The organism is Ensifer sp. 2TAB8 (assembly GCF_052115125.1).
GTDB lineage: Bacteria > Pseudomonadota > Alphaproteobacteria > Rhizobiales > Rhizobiaceae > Ensifer.
The window spans coordinates 24,971-39,635 of sequence record NZ_JBFRGB010000006.1 but is presented as its reverse complement, the minus strand read 5'-3'; the positions used below and the strand labels follow the sequence as shown (position 1 = coordinate 39,635).

At 63.0% G+C, this 14,665-nt stretch carries 13 protein-coding genes; 6 read left to right on the top strand and 7 right to left on the bottom strand.

The window, feature by feature from the left end:
• Nucleotides 1-231 precede the first annotated feature (231 nt).
• From AB4Z53_RS12570 to AB4Z53_RS12560, 3 genes are all read right to left on the bottom strand, one after another.
• Complete coding sequence (locus AB4Z53_RS12570) at nucleotides 232-456, bottom strand: aa3-type cytochrome c oxidase subunit IV (RefSeq protein WP_113541148.1); 225 nt, start codon at nucleotides 454-456, stop codon at nucleotides 232-234.
• Nucleotides 457-691: 235 nt separating this feature from the next.
• Nucleotides 692-1,465 (bottom strand): N-acyl amino acid synthase FeeM domain-containing protein, encoded by a 774-nt coding sequence (locus AB4Z53_RS12565; protein WP_113541147.1) that lies wholly within the window; start codon nucleotides 1,463-1,465, stop codon nucleotides 692-694.
• A gap of 229 nt (nucleotides 1,466-1,694) precedes the next feature.
• A complete protein-coding gene (locus tag AB4Z53_RS12560; protein ID WP_441596158.1) occupies nucleotides 1,695-4,004 on the bottom strand; it encodes a putative bifunctional diguanylate cyclase/phosphodiesterase in 2,310 nt (769 codons plus the stop codon).
• A 431-nt stretch (nucleotides 4,005-4,435) separates the two neighbouring features.
• Between AB4Z53_RS12560 and AB4Z53_RS12555 the strand changes: the two genes are divergently transcribed.
• Nucleotides 4,436-5,194: a gamma-glutamyl-gamma-aminobutyrate hydrolase family protein gene (locus tag AB4Z53_RS12555; RefSeq protein WP_291150707.1), complete on the top strand. Its 759-nt coding sequence runs from the start codon at nucleotides 4,436-4,438 to the stop codon at nucleotides 5,192-5,194.
• A 41-nt stretch (nucleotides 5,195-5,235) separates the two neighbouring features.
• On the opposite strand, the gene AB4Z53_RS12550 is transcribed toward AB4Z53_RS12555, so the two are convergent.
• The 3 genes from AB4Z53_RS12550 to AB4Z53_RS12540 all read right to left on the bottom strand — a co-directional run bounded on the left by AB4Z53_RS12550 (nucleotide 5,236) and on the right by AB4Z53_RS12540 (nucleotide 7,919).
• Nucleotides 5,236-6,198 (bottom strand): 2-hydroxyacid dehydrogenase, encoded by a 963-nt coding sequence (locus AB4Z53_RS12550; RefSeq protein WP_441596323.1) that lies wholly within the window; start codon nucleotides 6,196-6,198, stop codon nucleotides 5,236-5,238.
• A gap of 32 nt (nucleotides 6,199-6,230) precedes the next feature.
• Nucleotides 6,231-7,253, bottom strand: a complete 1,023-nt coding sequence (locus AB4Z53_RS12545) for a LacI family DNA-binding transcriptional regulator (protein ID WP_057254582.1) — start codon at nucleotides 7,251-7,253, stop codon at nucleotides 6,231-6,233.
• Between the two features lie 168 nt (nucleotides 7,254-7,421).
• Nucleotides 7,422-7,919, bottom strand: coding sequence for a MarR family winged helix-turn-helix transcriptional regulator (locus tag AB4Z53_RS12540; protein WP_113541144.1), 498 nt, complete (start codon nucleotides 7,917-7,919; stop codon nucleotides 7,422-7,424).
• 114 nt (nucleotides 7,920-8,033) lie between these two features.
• On the opposite strand from AB4Z53_RS12540, the gene AB4Z53_RS12535 reads away from it, so the two are divergent.
• From AB4Z53_RS12535 to AB4Z53_RS12525, 3 genes are all read left to right on the top strand, one after another.
• A complete protein-coding gene (locus tag AB4Z53_RS12535; protein ID WP_441596155.1) occupies nucleotides 8,034-8,825 on the top strand; it encodes a creatininase family protein in 792 nt (263 codons plus the stop codon).
• A 75-nt stretch (nucleotides 8,826-8,900) separates the two neighbouring features.
• Nucleotides 8,901-10,304, top strand: a complete 1,404-nt coding sequence (locus tag AB4Z53_RS12530) for a lipopolysaccharide biosynthesis protein (protein WP_441596153.1) — start codon at nucleotides 8,901-8,903, stop codon at nucleotides 10,302-10,304.
• Nucleotides 10,305-10,371: 67 nt separating this feature from the next.
• Nucleotides 10,372-11,250, top strand: coding sequence for a glycosyltransferase family 2 protein (locus tag AB4Z53_RS12525; protein ID WP_113541141.1), 879 nt, complete (start codon nucleotides 10,372-10,374; stop codon nucleotides 11,248-11,250).
• Between the two features lie 29 nt (nucleotides 11,251-11,279).
• Here AB4Z53_RS12525 and AB4Z53_RS12520 read toward each other — a convergent pair whose 3' ends face one another.
• Nucleotides 11,280-12,371 (bottom strand): glycosyltransferase family 4 protein, encoded by a 1,092-nt coding sequence (locus AB4Z53_RS12520; RefSeq protein ID WP_441596151.1) that lies wholly within the window; start codon nucleotides 12,369-12,371, stop codon nucleotides 11,280-11,282.
• Nucleotides 12,372-12,559: 188 nt separating this feature from the next.
• Between AB4Z53_RS12520 and AB4Z53_RS12515 the strand changes: the two genes are divergently transcribed.
• Entirely contained in the window at nucleotides 12,560-13,675 is a 1,116-nt protein-coding gene (locus AB4Z53_RS12515) for a CobW family GTP-binding protein (RefSeq protein WP_441596149.1), read from the top strand.
• Nucleotides 13,675-14,664: a WD40 repeat domain-containing protein gene (locus AB4Z53_RS12510; protein ID WP_441596147.1), complete on the top strand. Its 990-nt coding sequence runs from the start codon at nucleotides 13,675-13,677 to the stop codon at nucleotides 14,662-14,664. Before AB4Z53_RS12515 ends, AB4Z53_RS12510 begins: the two co-directional genes overlap by 1 nt.
• The last annotated feature ends 1 nt before the right edge of the window (nucleotide 14,665 follow it).

The window sequence follows — 14,665 nt, the reverse complement described above, 5'->3', positions numbered from 1 at the left end:
CTTGGGCGATCCACCGGCATCGAGCCAAGATCGGGCTCTGCGGGCCTGCTGTCAGCTCCTCCCTCACGCGGGTGAGGATTATCCGCCCCCGCCCTTTGATGGGCATCCGGGCTTCAAGCCATATGCGTCGGCACCTCCAGCCGGCGGCATGCAGCTTCTTCCGGGCAAACGCCCGGTCGCCGAGGAAGCACGGTCAGCGCGCTCCCTCAACGGTCGGTTCGGTCGCGCCGATTAGCGAAGGAAGAAGAAACCGGCGACGTTAAGCAGAATGAAGAGCACGAGCGAGGAGAAGAAGCCCATCGTCGTGAAGAAAGCGGCAGCCATGGCAATCAGCAGCGCCACGCAGAACATCGTGCCGTACTTCGATGCACTCAGGAACATGAGATAGGTCTTCTCGTGCTCCGGATAGTCCATCGGAGCGCCCACATCGACCGGTCCAGAATGATGCTCAGCCATCGTTCAAATTCTCCCTGAATGCCACGGCGCGACCCTTGATCGTCACCGCCCGTAATCGAAGCATGGCTCTCGCGAAAAGTCGCGAAAACCCCTATAGCTGCCCTTACACAATGCGCGGGGTCGGCGCAACGAAAACCCGTCCCTTCGACCTACCTGTTGGGGCGATATGTCACGGCCGGCGGCAAGGATGGCGCGCACGAGCGCGCCTCGCCATCGGTACCCGCCCTGAAGACTGTTAGCGGAAGACGGAGGTGCGGTAGGAACGACCATAGCCGGTTTGCGCCATACGCGCGGTCGGCAGGATCGTCAGCGGCGCGAACGGGACCTCGCTGCGATCGGCAAACATCATGCGGCGCTCGAAGGGCTCCGAATCGAAAACGGGGTAACGGTCGAGGATAGAAGGCCGCTGCCCCCGCACCTGCGCAACGAGCAGGGCGCCATCGGCATTGTATACCCCCAGGTTCTCGCGCTTGGCGACAACGGTCTCCGAGGCGAAGATGCGCTTGTAGAAGGCGGTATGGCGCGGCCGGCAAGCCGTCAGGCAACGGTCTGCGGAGAAGTATTCGCAAGCCATCGCTACGGGACGCAGCGTGAGGTAGGGCAGCGCCCGCATCTCATCGCCCATGACATCAGGATCGACCGCAAGGCGGCCCGGATCGACCAGAACCATCCCGGCATCGAGGAACGCGTCGATCTCGGTGCCGAAGATCAGGCCCGATGTGCTTGCGCGATGCTCCGGCGTGACGTGATGCACGCGCACGGTGCTGACGAGGCTCTCGTCCAGATAGATCCCGAAAACATAGGCGTGGCTATCGAAGTCGAGATCGTCGACCAGCGTCGAGCCCGTCAACTCCATGAGATTGACGGACTTGTACGCCTTGTAGCGCAGCCGCGCGATGTCCTCCATATCCTCGCCGGTCTCGACCCGTCGGTATTCGACACGATCGAGCAATTGCATCAGCTTTTCAGAAAAACGCCCAGGCTCCGCCTGTTGTGCCGTCTCACCCATATTCCAAACCTCATGGTTAACAAATCGTTAACCTATTGACGGAAAATGGGGCGGCAACCGCAAAACGGAACAGTTCACCGTTAACTTTTTGTTAACCCTAAAAATTCGTAAATTTATTCGATCGACTTGGAGCAATGAGCACCAAAGCGGGACGCGTTTGCGCCGCCTAATCAACGGCTTGCCGCCGGAAGGGCAGCGTCAAAACAGGACGGAATCGGGGGTGTCAGCGTCAGGCGATGCGCTTGCTGGTGGGTTTGGCGCCTCGTTTTGGCACACCATTCTTGCATAGCGTCGCAATTGCGGAAGCGGGCATGGGGGCGGCGAAGACGAACCCCTGTATCAAATCAGCACAATTGTGTTCGGTGATAAGCTGCAACTGATCGGTCGTCTCGACGCCCTCGACGACGATGCGCAAGCCGAGCGCGCGGGCGAGATTTGCCGTACCGCGCAGGAGCTTGAATCGGCGCGAGTCCTCGCGGATGTTACGCACGAAGGAGCGATCGATCTTGATGATGTCGACCGGCAGGGCATCGAGGTAGCTGAGGCTCGAATAGCCGGTGCCAAAATCATCGATGGCAATGGTGATGCCGAGGCCCCTCAGCTCGCGCAGGATCGCCTGCGCCTTGAGCGGCTCATCCATCAGGCAGCTTTCGGTTACCTCCAGATGCAGCCGCGACGCATCGAGGCCGGTGGCCTGCAGCGCATCCGTCGCCATCGTGACGATCTCGCTGCTGCGCAGGTCGAGAACCGAGAGATTGACGGAGACGGACACCTCATTCGGCCAGTCCATGCAGTCCCGGCATGCGTGATCGAGCATGAAGCGCGTGATTTCCGTGACCAGCCCCAACTCCTCGGCAAGCTGGATGAACACGTTCGGCGGTACCGGCCCGCGCTCCGGATGCGTCCAGCGGGCCAATGCTTCACAGCACTCGACCCGGCCGCCGTTCGGCGCGAACATCGGTTGGTAGGAGAGTGTCAGGTTGCGGGCATTGATCGCCTCGCGCAAATCCGCCTTCAGCTTCTGACGGTCGACGTAGCGGGCATCCATCTCGACTTCGAACGCGGTGCAGCCGCCCCGGTTGCGCAGCTTGGTTTCCGAAAGCGCAAGATCCGCCTTGATCTGCAGGTCTTCGAGTTTCACATCCACGTTCGACGCGATGACGAAGCCAGCGCTCATGGTCATATTGAAAGTGAAGCCGCCGGCCACATAGGTGCCGCGCAGATCCGAATGCAGGCCACGCATCCGTTCTTCCAGGTCGGCCACATCGGCTGTGTTCGGAAAGAACACGACAAACTCGTCGCCCATCAGCCGCGCGGCAATCGCATCGTCGCCGACCAGCGCTTTCAGCCGGCCGGCGAGCGCCTGCAGCAGCTTGTCGCCGACGATATGGCCGCGCATGTCGTTGACATGCTTGAACTCGGTGACGTCGAGAACCATTAGACCAACGGGGCGCCCCTCCCTCTCGTCACCGCTTGCGGCGGCCACGACCAGTTCCCCGAAATAGTCACGGCTCGGCAGCTCCGTCAGCTTGTCGAACCGCACCATGTGTAGGATCTGCTTGTCTGCCTGCACACGCGCCGTCACGTCCTCGAAGATCAGCACGATATCGCCATTGTCGCGGCGGCTGGCGGAAAACTCGAGATGCAGTTCCTCGCTCACCGGGATCAACACTTGCGGGCGCTTGCCCTTGAGCAGGAGATCGAGCTGGCGCGAGATCGCCTTGGTCTTGTCGGCATCGAGCCGCATGCGCCGCGCGCCACGCCGGATCACGTCGTCAAGCAGCCAGTCCTTGAGCTCGGTCCTGTCGCCAAGCGCCAGCAACTCGCTGGCGCGCTCATTGGCCACCACCACGYGGCCGTCGCCATCCAGCATGAACAGGCCGTGCGTCATGTTGTTGAGCGCGGCGTCGAACTGGCCGGCAATGGTCGCGATTTCCCGTGCGGCCAACACGTTCTCATAGAGGAAGGCGCGCACATTGTTGGCCATCATCCAGGTGGAAAGGATGAACGGCAAGATCAGCAAAGCCAGCGCCAGCATGAACACGTCCTGCAGCGTGATCAGGCCGATCACGATCGGCAGGCACGCCGACGAAGACAGGAGAAGTACGGCCCGCTCGGAGCCATAATTGCGCCCAACGAGCGAAATCATCGAGGCCAGCGTCACCGATATGGTGGCGAGCTCGGAAAAGGAATCCTGGCTGACGGCGATGRCATAACCGCAGGCGATGCCGCAGGTGAGCGTGACGCTGACACCGCCGACGATGTAGCGGTTCTCCCATTTTCGAACCATCGCCCGGTCGGCATTGGAGAAGTCCTGCCGGTCGAACCGCGCCATGTCGAGATTGCGCAGCGCCCAAAGCACGAAGATCACGCCGGAGCAGGCAAGGTAAAGCGGATCGCTGGTCTTCAGATAGACGAGCAGGAACGTCACGACATGCGACAACATGCCGATCAGCAACGTTTTGCGATGTTCGTAGAGCGAGCTCACGGATGACAGATACACGTCAGTCGGAAGAGCGCTCTGTCCAAGTCGCATCATGAACCAAGCTCCGGTTTACCGGATTGTTAGGGGTGATGACTTAACGAATGATTTCGTCTAACGCCCCGAAAAAAGTACCGAATCCCAGAAAAGCCACCGGGTCGTGCCGGCAGGACCGAAGAGTTCAACTCAGTAGTGCGAACCGCGCTGAACAGTACTCGGTTTCTGCAACCGAACATAGGTATCAGCACAATAAAAGGGCCCCGCTGCAACTCCAGCAATTCTACGATTGCGGCGGACGATCCCAAATTTGCGTGCGGGATGGTTACCCGAATCTAAAGAATTACCTGCAACTTCCTGCCGTTTTCTGGTCGTGTTCGCTGCCGCTCCGCCCTTGGATCGACGCAGTGATCACGTTCACTCGCTTCTCAGTTGACTTTCATCCGCAACTGAAGGCAAGGCTTTTCTGGAGCGTGTTACGGAGCCTGATGATGTCGAAGCCTGTCGTTGCCATCCCCTGCGATTTCCGCGAATTCGACGGCAATGTCTGGCATGTCGTCGCCCATCAATATGTGCGCGCCGCGGTTGAAGGCGCAGGCGTCATGCCCTTCCTCATTCCAGCTCTCGAATCCGGCAACGACGTCGACGAAATCCTCGATCGCGTCGATGGCGTGCTTGCAAGCGGCGCCCGCTCGAACGTGCACCCGTCGCTCTATGGCCAGGAGGCCAGGGACACGGATGGCCCCTTCGATCCCGGCCGCGACGCCACGAGCCTGCCGCTGATCACCCGGGCGCTGGAGCGCGGCGTGCCGTTGCTCGCCATCTGTCGCGGCATTCAGGAACTGAACGTTGCGCTCGGCGGCACGCTCGCATCCGAAATCCAGGACCAGCCTGGAATCTGGGATCATCGTAAGCCCGACGTGAAGGAACTCGACGTCGCCTATGGCATCCGTCAGGACGTCATCGTCAACGAAGGTAGCTGCCTCGCTCCGGTGCTTGGCGCCGGCCGCATCCGCGTCAACTCGCTGCATCGCCAGGCAATCGGCGCCGCAGCCCCCCGCCTCGCAGTCGAAGCTGTCGCCGATGACGGCACGATCGAAGCGGTGTCAGTGATCGGCGCCAAGGCCTTTGCCGTCGGCGTGCAATGGCATCCGGAGTATTGGGTGCGAACGGACACGCCCTCGGCCAGCCTGTTCAAGGCTTTCGGCGACGCCGTGCGGACCTACGCCGCCGGCCGCTTGGCCGCCTGAGACCCTTACTGTTTCGCTGCCTAAGGCAACGACGCGAGTCGTCAGACCGCGCGACGCGTGAACGGCGTTTCCGGCACTGGCGTCAGCGCCTTCCCGGTCGCGAACCAGGCTGCGATGTTGTCGGCGACGAGATCGGCCATGGCGTTGCGTGTCACCACTGAAGCCGAGGCCACATGTGGCAGCAGCGAGACATTCGGCAGCGCCATCAGCGCATCCGGTACCTGCGGTTCGTTTTCAAAGACGTCGAGGCCCGCACCGGCAATCACCCCGCCCTGAAGCGCCGCGATCAGCGCCGGTTCGTCGACAGTGGAGCCGCGGCCGACATTGATCAGCACGCCATTGCCGCCGAGCGCCGCAAGCACCTCCGCGTTGACGGTTCGCCGCGTCGCCTCTGTTCCGGGCACAATGACAACGAGCGTATCGACTGCGGTCGCGAGGCCGGTCAGCGTCGGATGATAGACATAGGACAGGCCTTCGCGCGGACTGCGCGTGTGATAGGCAATCGAGACACCGAAGGCTTCCAGCCGTCTGGCGATCGAAAGACCGATGCGCCCGAGGCCGTATAGACCGACGCTGCGGCCACGCAGGGAAAGCGGCGACAGCGGAAACGCGCCGTCACGGCTCCAGCGCCCCTGGCGCAAGTATTCTTCTGCTCGCGGAAGCTGGCGGAGCGTGTTCAGCAGCAGGCCGATCGCAGTATCGGCCACCTCTTCAGTCAACACGTCGGGCGTATTGCTGACGGTGATGCCCTTGGCGGCGGCACGCGCGACCTCGACGCCGTCGTAGCCGACGCCGAAATTGGCGATGATCTCGAGTTGCGGCAGGACATCCATCAGCGCTGCGGGCAACCGGCCGGCAACAGCTACCGCTTTCACGTCCCGCATATCGGGCGTCACCAATACCGGGTCGGCGCTCTCGATCCTGACCACTTCGAACGCGTCAGCCAGTCGATCGATGATCCGCTGGTTGATCTTTCCGGGCACGAGAACGCGCGTGCGGTGCACAGACATGGGCAGCTCCTGTCGGGAGGAAGGTCTCAGGCGATGACGCGCAAAGGACCGGTCGATTGCCGGATGCGCATTTCCGGCTTGATCAGATGGATACCGTCGGGCTCGTGGCTGCCCGAAAGCTTGTCGAGGAGCGCGCGGGCTGCACTGCGGCCGACATCGGCCTGGCCGTTCCACACGGTGGTGAGCGCCGGCGTGGCGATCGACGCCTCCTCGAGATCGTCGTAGCCGGTGACCGAGATATCGACGCCGGGTACGAGGCCGGCGCGCGCGATGCCGTTCATCATGCCGATCGCCACCAGGTCGTTCCAGCAGACGACCGCGGTCGGCTTCTGTGGTAGGGAGAGCAGATGCACCGCCGCCTCGAAGCCGCCCTGCTTCGTGCGCGGGCCGGGAATGCGCAGCTCCGGATCGACCTCGATATTGGCCTTGCGCAGCGCGTTTACATAACCCTGATAGCGATCGCGGCCGGTCGAGGTCTGGTCGGTGCCGCCAACCATGGCGATGCAACGGTGGCCAAGGCCGATCAGATGGTTGGTCGCCAGCGAAATGCCATAGGCGTCGTCGCCGCGGAAAATCGGCACGTCCACGCCCTCGATCGAACGGGCGATCAGGATCGCCGGCATGCCATTATCCTCGGCAAGCTGGATGTCTTCCAGCGGCGTGCCGATCGCCGGCGACATGATCACGCCGTCGCCGCCGAGCTGCAGCAGCGTCTCGATGAAATCGCGCTGCTTATCGACCGAGTCGTAATGGTTGGAGAGAATGAAGGTCTGCTTGTCGCGGTCGAGTTCCGCCTCGATCGCCTTCAGGATTTCCCCATAGAACGGGTTCATGATGTCGTGCACGACGACGCCGATGATGCCCGAACGGGACGTTCTGAGGCTGGCGGCGCGGCGGTTGTAGATGTAGCCGAGCGCCCGCGCCTGCTCCTTGATCTTGTCGCGGGTGACGGTCGCCACCAATGGGCTGTCACGCAGGGCCAGGGAAACCGTTGCCGTCGAAAGACCGAGTGTTTCCGCGATCGTCGAAAGCTTGACCTTTTGCGCCACGATACCCCCTGTGAGCCCTATTTTGCCCCCTGCCGCATCAGATCCGGGCGCGGGTGATGCAGCAAACCGTCCGACACCTTCGCACGCCTCAGCAGACGCACGCGTGCCATGAATTTAAATCCCTTTTAAACTGTTTAAATCGCCACGGCAATATGCAGCGAACAAGGCTCAGTCGGCGGCCCGGGCGGCCTGGAGATTGCTGTCGACCGCGCGCAGCAGTTTCATCAGCGTGCGCACCTGCTTGTCGGTCAGGCCGCGTGTCGCGAGCTTTTCCGAGTGCTGACCCGCCTCGGCGATGGTCTGCAGCCGGTTGCGGCCGGGCTCGGTGAGATAAACCTTGGTGAGCCGCGCATCGTCCTCGTCCGGACGGCGCTCGAGGAAGCCCTGTGCTTCCATCCGCCCGATCGTGCGGGTCATGGTCGGCGCCTTGACCCCAAGCCTGGCCGCGAGACCACCTGCGGTCATGCCGTCGGTCTCGGCCAGCGCCAGCATCACGCCGTCCTGTCCGGCGTAGAGACCACTTTCGAGCAGATTGCGGGAGAGCACGGTGCGCATGGAGCGCGCAGCCTGGACAAGGATAGCGGGAAGATCGTGCGGCTCAATCAGGATCTCGTCCTTCTTCTTGCCGTTCTTGCCCTTCTTTTCGGCCTTGCTCTTCTTGCCCATTGGACCTCCTGCCGAATCCCCACAACGAACACTTATAACAATACAGCTTGCGATTACGAACTGTATGACTCAAATAACAATTTTACGACAATTGACGTGGAGGATCGAAGAGAAATGTCGATGCCTGAGCCGCGATGGCAGGACAATCCGGCCGACCTTCCGCCCGGTGCCCGCTGCAACTGGATCGCCGTGCTCCCGCTCGGCGCCCATGAACAGCACGGACCCCATCTCCCCTTCGAAACCGATACGCTGATTGCGCAGGGCATCGTCTCCCGCACGATCGCTGCATTGCCCGCCGACCTGCCGGTAACATTCCTGCCGGTGGAACCGGTCGGCTATTCCGTCGAGCACATGGATGTCGCCGGCAGCCAGACCCTTGGCTATGACGAGGCGATCGAGCGCTGGCTCGGCATTGCCCGTGATCTTCATGGGCTGGGCATCCGCAAATTCGTGATGCTGAACGCCCATGGCGGCAACTCGCCGTTGACGACCATCGTCGCCACCGAAGCGCGTGTTTGCTTCAACATGCTGGCGGTTGCGACAAGCTGGACCCGCTTCGGCCAGCCGGAGGGCTGGATCGCACCGGAGGACAAGGCGCTGGACATCCACGGCGGCGACATCGAGACATCGGTGATGCTGGCGCTCCATCCGGACAAGGTCGAAATGGCCAAGGCCGCACACTTCTCCTCGCGCCAAGCCGAATTTGCCGCGCGCTTCAAGCATCTGCGTGCCTATGGCCCCCACGCCTTCGGCTGGAAGATGCGCGACCTGAGTAGCGATGGGGTCGCCGGCAATGCGGCCGCTGCAACGGCAGCACGCGGCGAAATCCTGATCGCCCATGCTGTCCAAGGATTTCTCGAACTTCTCGAAGACATCCGGGATTTCGATCCGGGCGACCTGGCCTGAAAAGCCGGCAAACACTTTGTTTGCGCTTTTGCGCTATCAGAACGTCTAAGCTGACAGCGTCCGACAGAGAAACCCATGGCGAAGATCATCGCGCTCGGCGCCTATTTCTACCAGGCGGTCATCGCCTTCGGCCTGCTGATCATCGTCGCCCATTGGCTGACGCCGGCGGATTACGCCAGCTATTCGCTCTTCATCTCCATCTGCCAGTTTGCCGCCATCGCCGCCTTCGAATGGGTGCGCTTCGCCTGCACCCGTTTTTATCCGGGGCCAGACAGGGAAAGTGAGGCAGCGGAACGACGGGCGATCCTGAGCGAAGCCCTTGCCTGCGCGGTCCTGTGCCTGATCGCGGCGGGCGTGTCGCTGCTTTTTGGCGTGCCGCCGGTCGTGGCGCTTGTCGGCGGCCTGGTTTCGATCGCGCAAGGCGGCAGCGACCTGCATCTGACCATGCTGCGTTTCCGTCAGGATTTTCGCGCTTTCTCCGTGCTGCAGGGTTCGCGCGCCACCATTCTCGCCGCAGGCACGCTTCTCGGCGCGCTCATCTCGCCAGGTTTCCTGTCGACCGTTACGGGTCTTCTCGCCGGCTACATCGCCTATGGGCTGCTCGCATTCCTTCTTTCCCGCCGCGCCTTCACGCGCCCCCGAGCCGCACTCGACAGTGCCCGCATCCGCAAGCATCTCGTCTATGGCAGTGTCTCGGCCGGGGCCGCCGCCGCCGCCATGTTTGCGCCGCTGGCGCTGAAGGCGATCCTCACCTCAGCGCTCGGCGCGACAGGTGCTGCCGGTGCCCTCCTGGCACTCGACCTGTTGCAACGCCCGTTCGTGCTTATCGTTTCCGCACTGCAGGCGATCCAGTATCCCGAGATCGTCGCCGCGCATGACCAGGCTGAAGATCGCGCCGACCTTGCCCGTCAACTCGGGCACTATTACGCGCTGTTGACGAGCTTCGCACTGATGATGGCAGCCGGCATTTTCGCCGTCCTTCTGCCGGCCGCCTGGCTCGTCATCAGCCCGGATCTGCAACAAGGTTTCCTCGCAACCGCGCCCGCCATCATCGTGCTTTCGCTCGTTCGCACGCTGACGCAGATCATGTTGCCAACGCCGTTGCACCTGAGGCAGCGCCTTGCACTGATCCTGCTCCTCGCCGTTGCCGACTGTGTGCTTCTGAGCCTCGGCGCGTTGGCAGCCCTCACCCTGGCCGGAGCGGACGACGCGGCACTCGCCTGGGGCAGCACCATCGGCGCGACCCTCGCCGCCCTGGTCGGCCTGCGCCTGATGTCCTCGCTCGCCTTCGATTTTTCCTGGCCGCCCGTGCTCTTCGCCGCCGCCGGACTTGGCGCGGCCGTGCTCGCCTTCTCCCTTTCCGGCGAAAACAGCTACGTCACGATCGCTGTCGGCATTGTCGTCGGCGGCCTCCTCTGCCTGCTTGCGCTCAACCAGTTACGACTGATGATGCGGGCGGCGAAGCCAAGCGCAGCCTAGCGAGACGCTAACAAATACTGCACGATTTTCCGGTTAGATCGCCGCCGAAACGAGCGGAGATCGCCCCATGAACATCGTCGTCGGTATAGCGACCGCAGGCCGTCGCGAGGTCCTCTCGCAGACCTTGCTGCACCTGACGCGGCTGGAACGTCGGCCCGATGCGATCTTCGTCTGCCCGAGCGCGTCCGACGATGTCGACGAAGCTTTCGCCCGCACGCTGCCGGTCCCGGTCACGATCGTTGCGGGAGAACGCGGGCTGACGAAACAACGGAACGCCATTCTCGCGTCCATCGGATCCTCCGATCTGCTCGTCTTTTTCGACGACGATTTCCTGCCGCGCAGCGATTTTCTGGCCCAGGCCGAAAAGCTCTTCCGGTCGGAGCCCGATATCGTCGTCGCGACCGGCCTCGTTCTCGCCGACGGCATTCACGGCCCCGGCATATCGGTGGCGGATGGATTGGAAATCCTGCGACGCGACGGCGGGACGACGGCGGGCAGCCCGCCGACCCCGGTTTACAACGCCTACGGCTGCAACATGGTCTTCCGTTTCGCCACCGTTCAGGCCGACAGAACGCAGTTCGACGAGCGTCTGCCGCTCTATGGATGGCAGGAGGATGTCGATTTCTGCCGTCGCCTGAGCCAGCATGGGCGGATCGTGAAGTCCGATGCCTTGCGCGGCGTACATCTCGGCAACAAGCGCGGCCGGACCTCGGGGCTTCGGTTCGGCTACTCTCAGGTTGCCAACCCGCTCTACCTCTTCCGCAAAGGCACCGTCAGCCTGAAATGGGTGCTGCGCCTGATGGGCGGCAACATCGCCGCCAACCTCGCGGGCAGCCTGAAGCCACAGGGCCTTGTCGACCGGCGTGGGCGCCTCAAGGGCAACGTGATCGCGTTTCTCGATCTGCTGCGCGGCCGGATGGATCCGCTGCGCATGCTGGAACTCTGATCGTTCCCCTTGCCATCGTCCGCACCGAATTAGGCCGCCTGGTCCGCCGCCAGCATGTTGAGCAGCACGACAGCACTTCCATCCCAGGAAAAGCGCTTGGCGTTGTCGAAGCCGGCGCGCGTCAGTTCGCGCCGTAAAGCTGCGTCGGCGGAAATCGTCCGCATCGCCTCGACCAGGGTGTCCGCCTTCAGCGGATCGAAGTAGTGGACTGCGTCACCGCAGGCCTCGCGCACCGGAGGGATATCGGCGGCAAGCACCGGACAGCCCTGGGTCATCGCTTCCAGCGGCGGGATGCCGAAGCCTTCATAGAGGCTGGGAAAGACGAACGCGACGGCGCGCCGCTGCAACCCGGCGATCTCCTCGTCGGTCAGGCGTCCCGGAAAGATCAGGTTGCCCTTCGATGTCGGCGCGATATCACGAAACACCGTCGGATCGGTGCCGCCCACGACGACGAGCTTGTGATCGCCGCCAAGCGCCTCGAAGGCACGCACTGCAAACTCGACGTTCTTGTTGGGCTTCAGCGTGCCGACCAGCAGGAAGAACGGCGTATCGGCAAGCCCCAGTCGTTCGATGATCCCCTCGTCCGGCCGAAGCGCTGCGAAATGGTCCGTCGCATTGTAGATCACGTCGATGCCGGCTGAAGGCACACGAAAGACATCGGCGAGTTCCTTGCGCGAGAAACTCGAGACCGTGCCGATCTTCGCGCGCCGCGTGAGGAGATAGCCGAGCGTTCCATGGAACAGCCGATAGCCGCGACCGAACGAGGCCGGATGGCGAAACAGGGTGACGTCGTGGATCACCACGACCTGGTTTCCGTGCAGCACCGGACCGCTGCCGCCGAAGCCGATGAGCCTGTCACGCCGCGCGCGCCAGTAGAGCGCGCGCTGCTCCCAGACATGGCCCGGACCGGATCCGAAAGCCTCGACCGAAATCGCCTTGAGGCCGAGATCGTCAGCCGCCTTGCCCGGCGCGAGCAGCCGCCAGCGCACGCCCTTCAGGGCATGCGGCACCTGGCCGGAAGCAATTCGCGCGTCCAGCGCCCGGGTCATCTCGCGGGCAAAGCGCTGCACGCCGGTAAGCGGTTGGGTCAGGAACCGGCCGTTGATGGATATCGTCTTCACGCGCGCACCCCTTCAATGTGCTCCGCACTCTCGCCGATCTTGATGAAAGGAGGGTTATCGGGATCGCAGCGATCAACGTCGCCCGACCGGCAAAATCACCCGCGCCATTTGCGCATCGCCGCCGCATCTCCTATATGAAAACCCGACTAGGATGCCTGCTCCCGCATCCGGAAATCCCAGAGGTTCCCATGACCGAAACATCCCCGCAGAAGCCGATCCCCGTCACCGTGCTCACCGGCTATCTCGGCGCCGGCAAGACGACGCTGCTCAACCGCATTCTCAGCGAGAACCACGGCCGCAAATACGCGGTCATCGTCAACGAGTTCGGCGAGATCGGCATCGACAACGACCTGATCGTGGAATCCGACGAGGAAATCTACGAGATGAACAACGGCTGCGTCTGCTGCACCGTGCGCGGCGACCTGATCCGCGTCGTCGAGGGCCTGATGCGCCGCCCCGGCCGTTTCGACGCGATCATCGTCGAGACCACCGGCCTTGCCGATCCGGTGCCCGTCGCCCAGACCTTCTTCATGGACGATGACGTGCGCGCCAAGACCGAGCTCGACGCCGTCGTCGCCCTCGTCGACGCCAAGCATCTGCCGCTGCGCCTCAAGGACAGCCGCGAGGCGGAAGACCAGATCGCCTTCGCCGACGTCGTGCTGCTCAACAAGACCGATCTCGTCACCCCCGAGGAACTGGAGCGCATCGAAGCGACCGTGCGCGTCATCAATCCGTCGGCGCGCATCTACCGCACCCAGCGTTCAGACATCGATCTGGCCAAGGTTCTCGACCAGGGCGCCTTCAACCTGGAAAGGGCGCTGGAAAACGACCCGCACTTCCTCGACCAGGACGATCATGACCATGATCACGTCTGCGGTCCGGGTTGCGACCATGACCATCACCACCATCATGATCATGATCAGGATCATCACCATGATCATGACCACGATCACGATCACGACCACCATCACCATGATCACGCGCCCTCGCCGATCCATGACGTGACGGTGCAGTCGATCTCGCTGCGTGGCGGCGAGATGAACGCCGACCGCTTTTTCCCCTGGATCCAGAAGATCACCCAGACGGACGGCCCGAACATCCTGCGCCTGAAGGGCATCATCGCCTTTGCCGGCGACGCCGAGCGTTATGTCGTCCAGGGCGTGCACATGATCATCGAGGGCGACCACCAGCGTCCGTGGAAGGATGGCGAGAAGCGCGAAAGCCGCCTCGTCTTCATCGGCCGTGATCTCGACCGCGAAAAGCTCGAGCGCACCTTCAAAGCCTGCGAGGCGCAGCCGAACTGATGCCGACTGTCGCTCCTCTCGATCTCGAAGGTCACGTCGTCGGCGTGGCCTTTCTCAAAGGCGTCCCCTTCTTCGCCGAAGCCACGGGTGCCATTCACCGCCTCGACCTCGGCCACAAGACGACGGAGGTCCACGAGGGCCTGCTGTCGTTCGTCGTCGATGAAGCCAACGACACACTGCTGACCGGCGGCGAAGACGGCAAGATCATGCGCACGGCCGCCGACGGAACGACGTCGCTGGTCGCCGAAGCACCGCGCAAGTGGATCGCGCAGGTTGCCGCCGGCCCGCAGGGCGCTGTCGCCTATGCCTATGGCAAGACCACGCACGTGCGCCTCGCGGATGGCACGACGAAGGAATTTACCGAGGAACGCACCGTCGAGGGCCTGGCCTTCGCGCCGAAGGGCCTGCGCATCGCCGCTGCCCGCTACAACGGCGTGTCGATGCACTGGGTCGCGACCGCTGGCCAGCCGATCGATCTCGACTGGAAGGGCGCCCATACCGGCGTCACCTTCTCGCCCGATGGTCGCTTCCTCGTCACCACGATGCAGGAAAACGCGCTGCACGGCTGGAAGCTCGACGCCAAGCCCGGCGCCGAAGCCCGCCACATGCGCATGACCGGCTACCCGGCCAAGGTAAAGTCTCTTTCCTGGTCGGCCAAGGGCAAGTGGCTCGCCTCATCGGGAGCGCCGGCTGCCATCGTCTGGCCCTTCCAGGGCAAGGACGGACCGATGGGCAAGGCGCCGCTGGAGCTTGGCACCCGCGCCGACATCATGGTGACATCCGTGTGCTGCCATCCGGCAGAAGACATCGTCGCCATCGGCTACCAGGACGGCATGATTCTCGGCACCCGCTTTGCCGACAGCAAGGAAGTGCTGCTGCGCCGCCCCGGCAAGGGCGCTGTCACCGCCATGGCCTGGAACAAGGATGGCCGTCAGCTTGCCTTCGGCTCCGCCGAGGGCGACTGCGGCGTCGTCGATATCGCGGGATAAC

Coding starts and splice junctions, on each gene's coding strand:
- AB4Z53_RS12570 (WP_113541148.1), bottom strand. CDS start 456: ATGGCTGAGCATCATTCTGGACCGGTCGATGTGGGCGCTCCGATGGAC.
- AB4Z53_RS12540 (WP_113541144.1), bottom strand. CDS start 7,919: ATGGGCAAGAAGAGCAAGGCCGAAAAGAAGGGCAAGAACGGCAAGAAG.
- AB4Z53_RS12565 (WP_113541147.1), bottom strand. CDS start 1,465: ATGGGTGAGACGGCACAACAGGCGGAGCCTGGGCGTTTTTCTGAAAAG.
- AB4Z53_RS12525 (WP_113541141.1), top strand. CDS start 10,372: ATGAACATCGTCGTCGGTATAGCGACCGCAGGCCGTCGCGAGGTCCTC.
- AB4Z53_RS12515 (WP_441596149.1), top strand. CDS start 12,560: ATGACCGAAACATCCCCGCAGAAGCCGATCCCCGTCACCGTGCTCACC.
- AB4Z53_RS12555 (WP_291150707.1), top strand. CDS start 4,436: ATGTCGAAGCCTGTCGTTGCCATCCCCTGCGATTTCCGCGAATTCGAC.
- AB4Z53_RS12535 (WP_441596155.1), top strand. CDS start 8,034: ATGTCGATGCCTGAGCCGCGATGGCAGGACAATCCGGCCGACCTTCCG.
- AB4Z53_RS12510 (WP_441596147.1), top strand. CDS start 13,675: ATGCCGACTGTCGCTCCTCTCGATCTCGAAGGTCACGTCGTCGGCGTG.
- AB4Z53_RS12530 (WP_441596153.1), top strand. CDS start 8,901: ATGGCGAAGATCATCGCGCTCGGCGCCTATTTCTACCAGGCGGTCATC.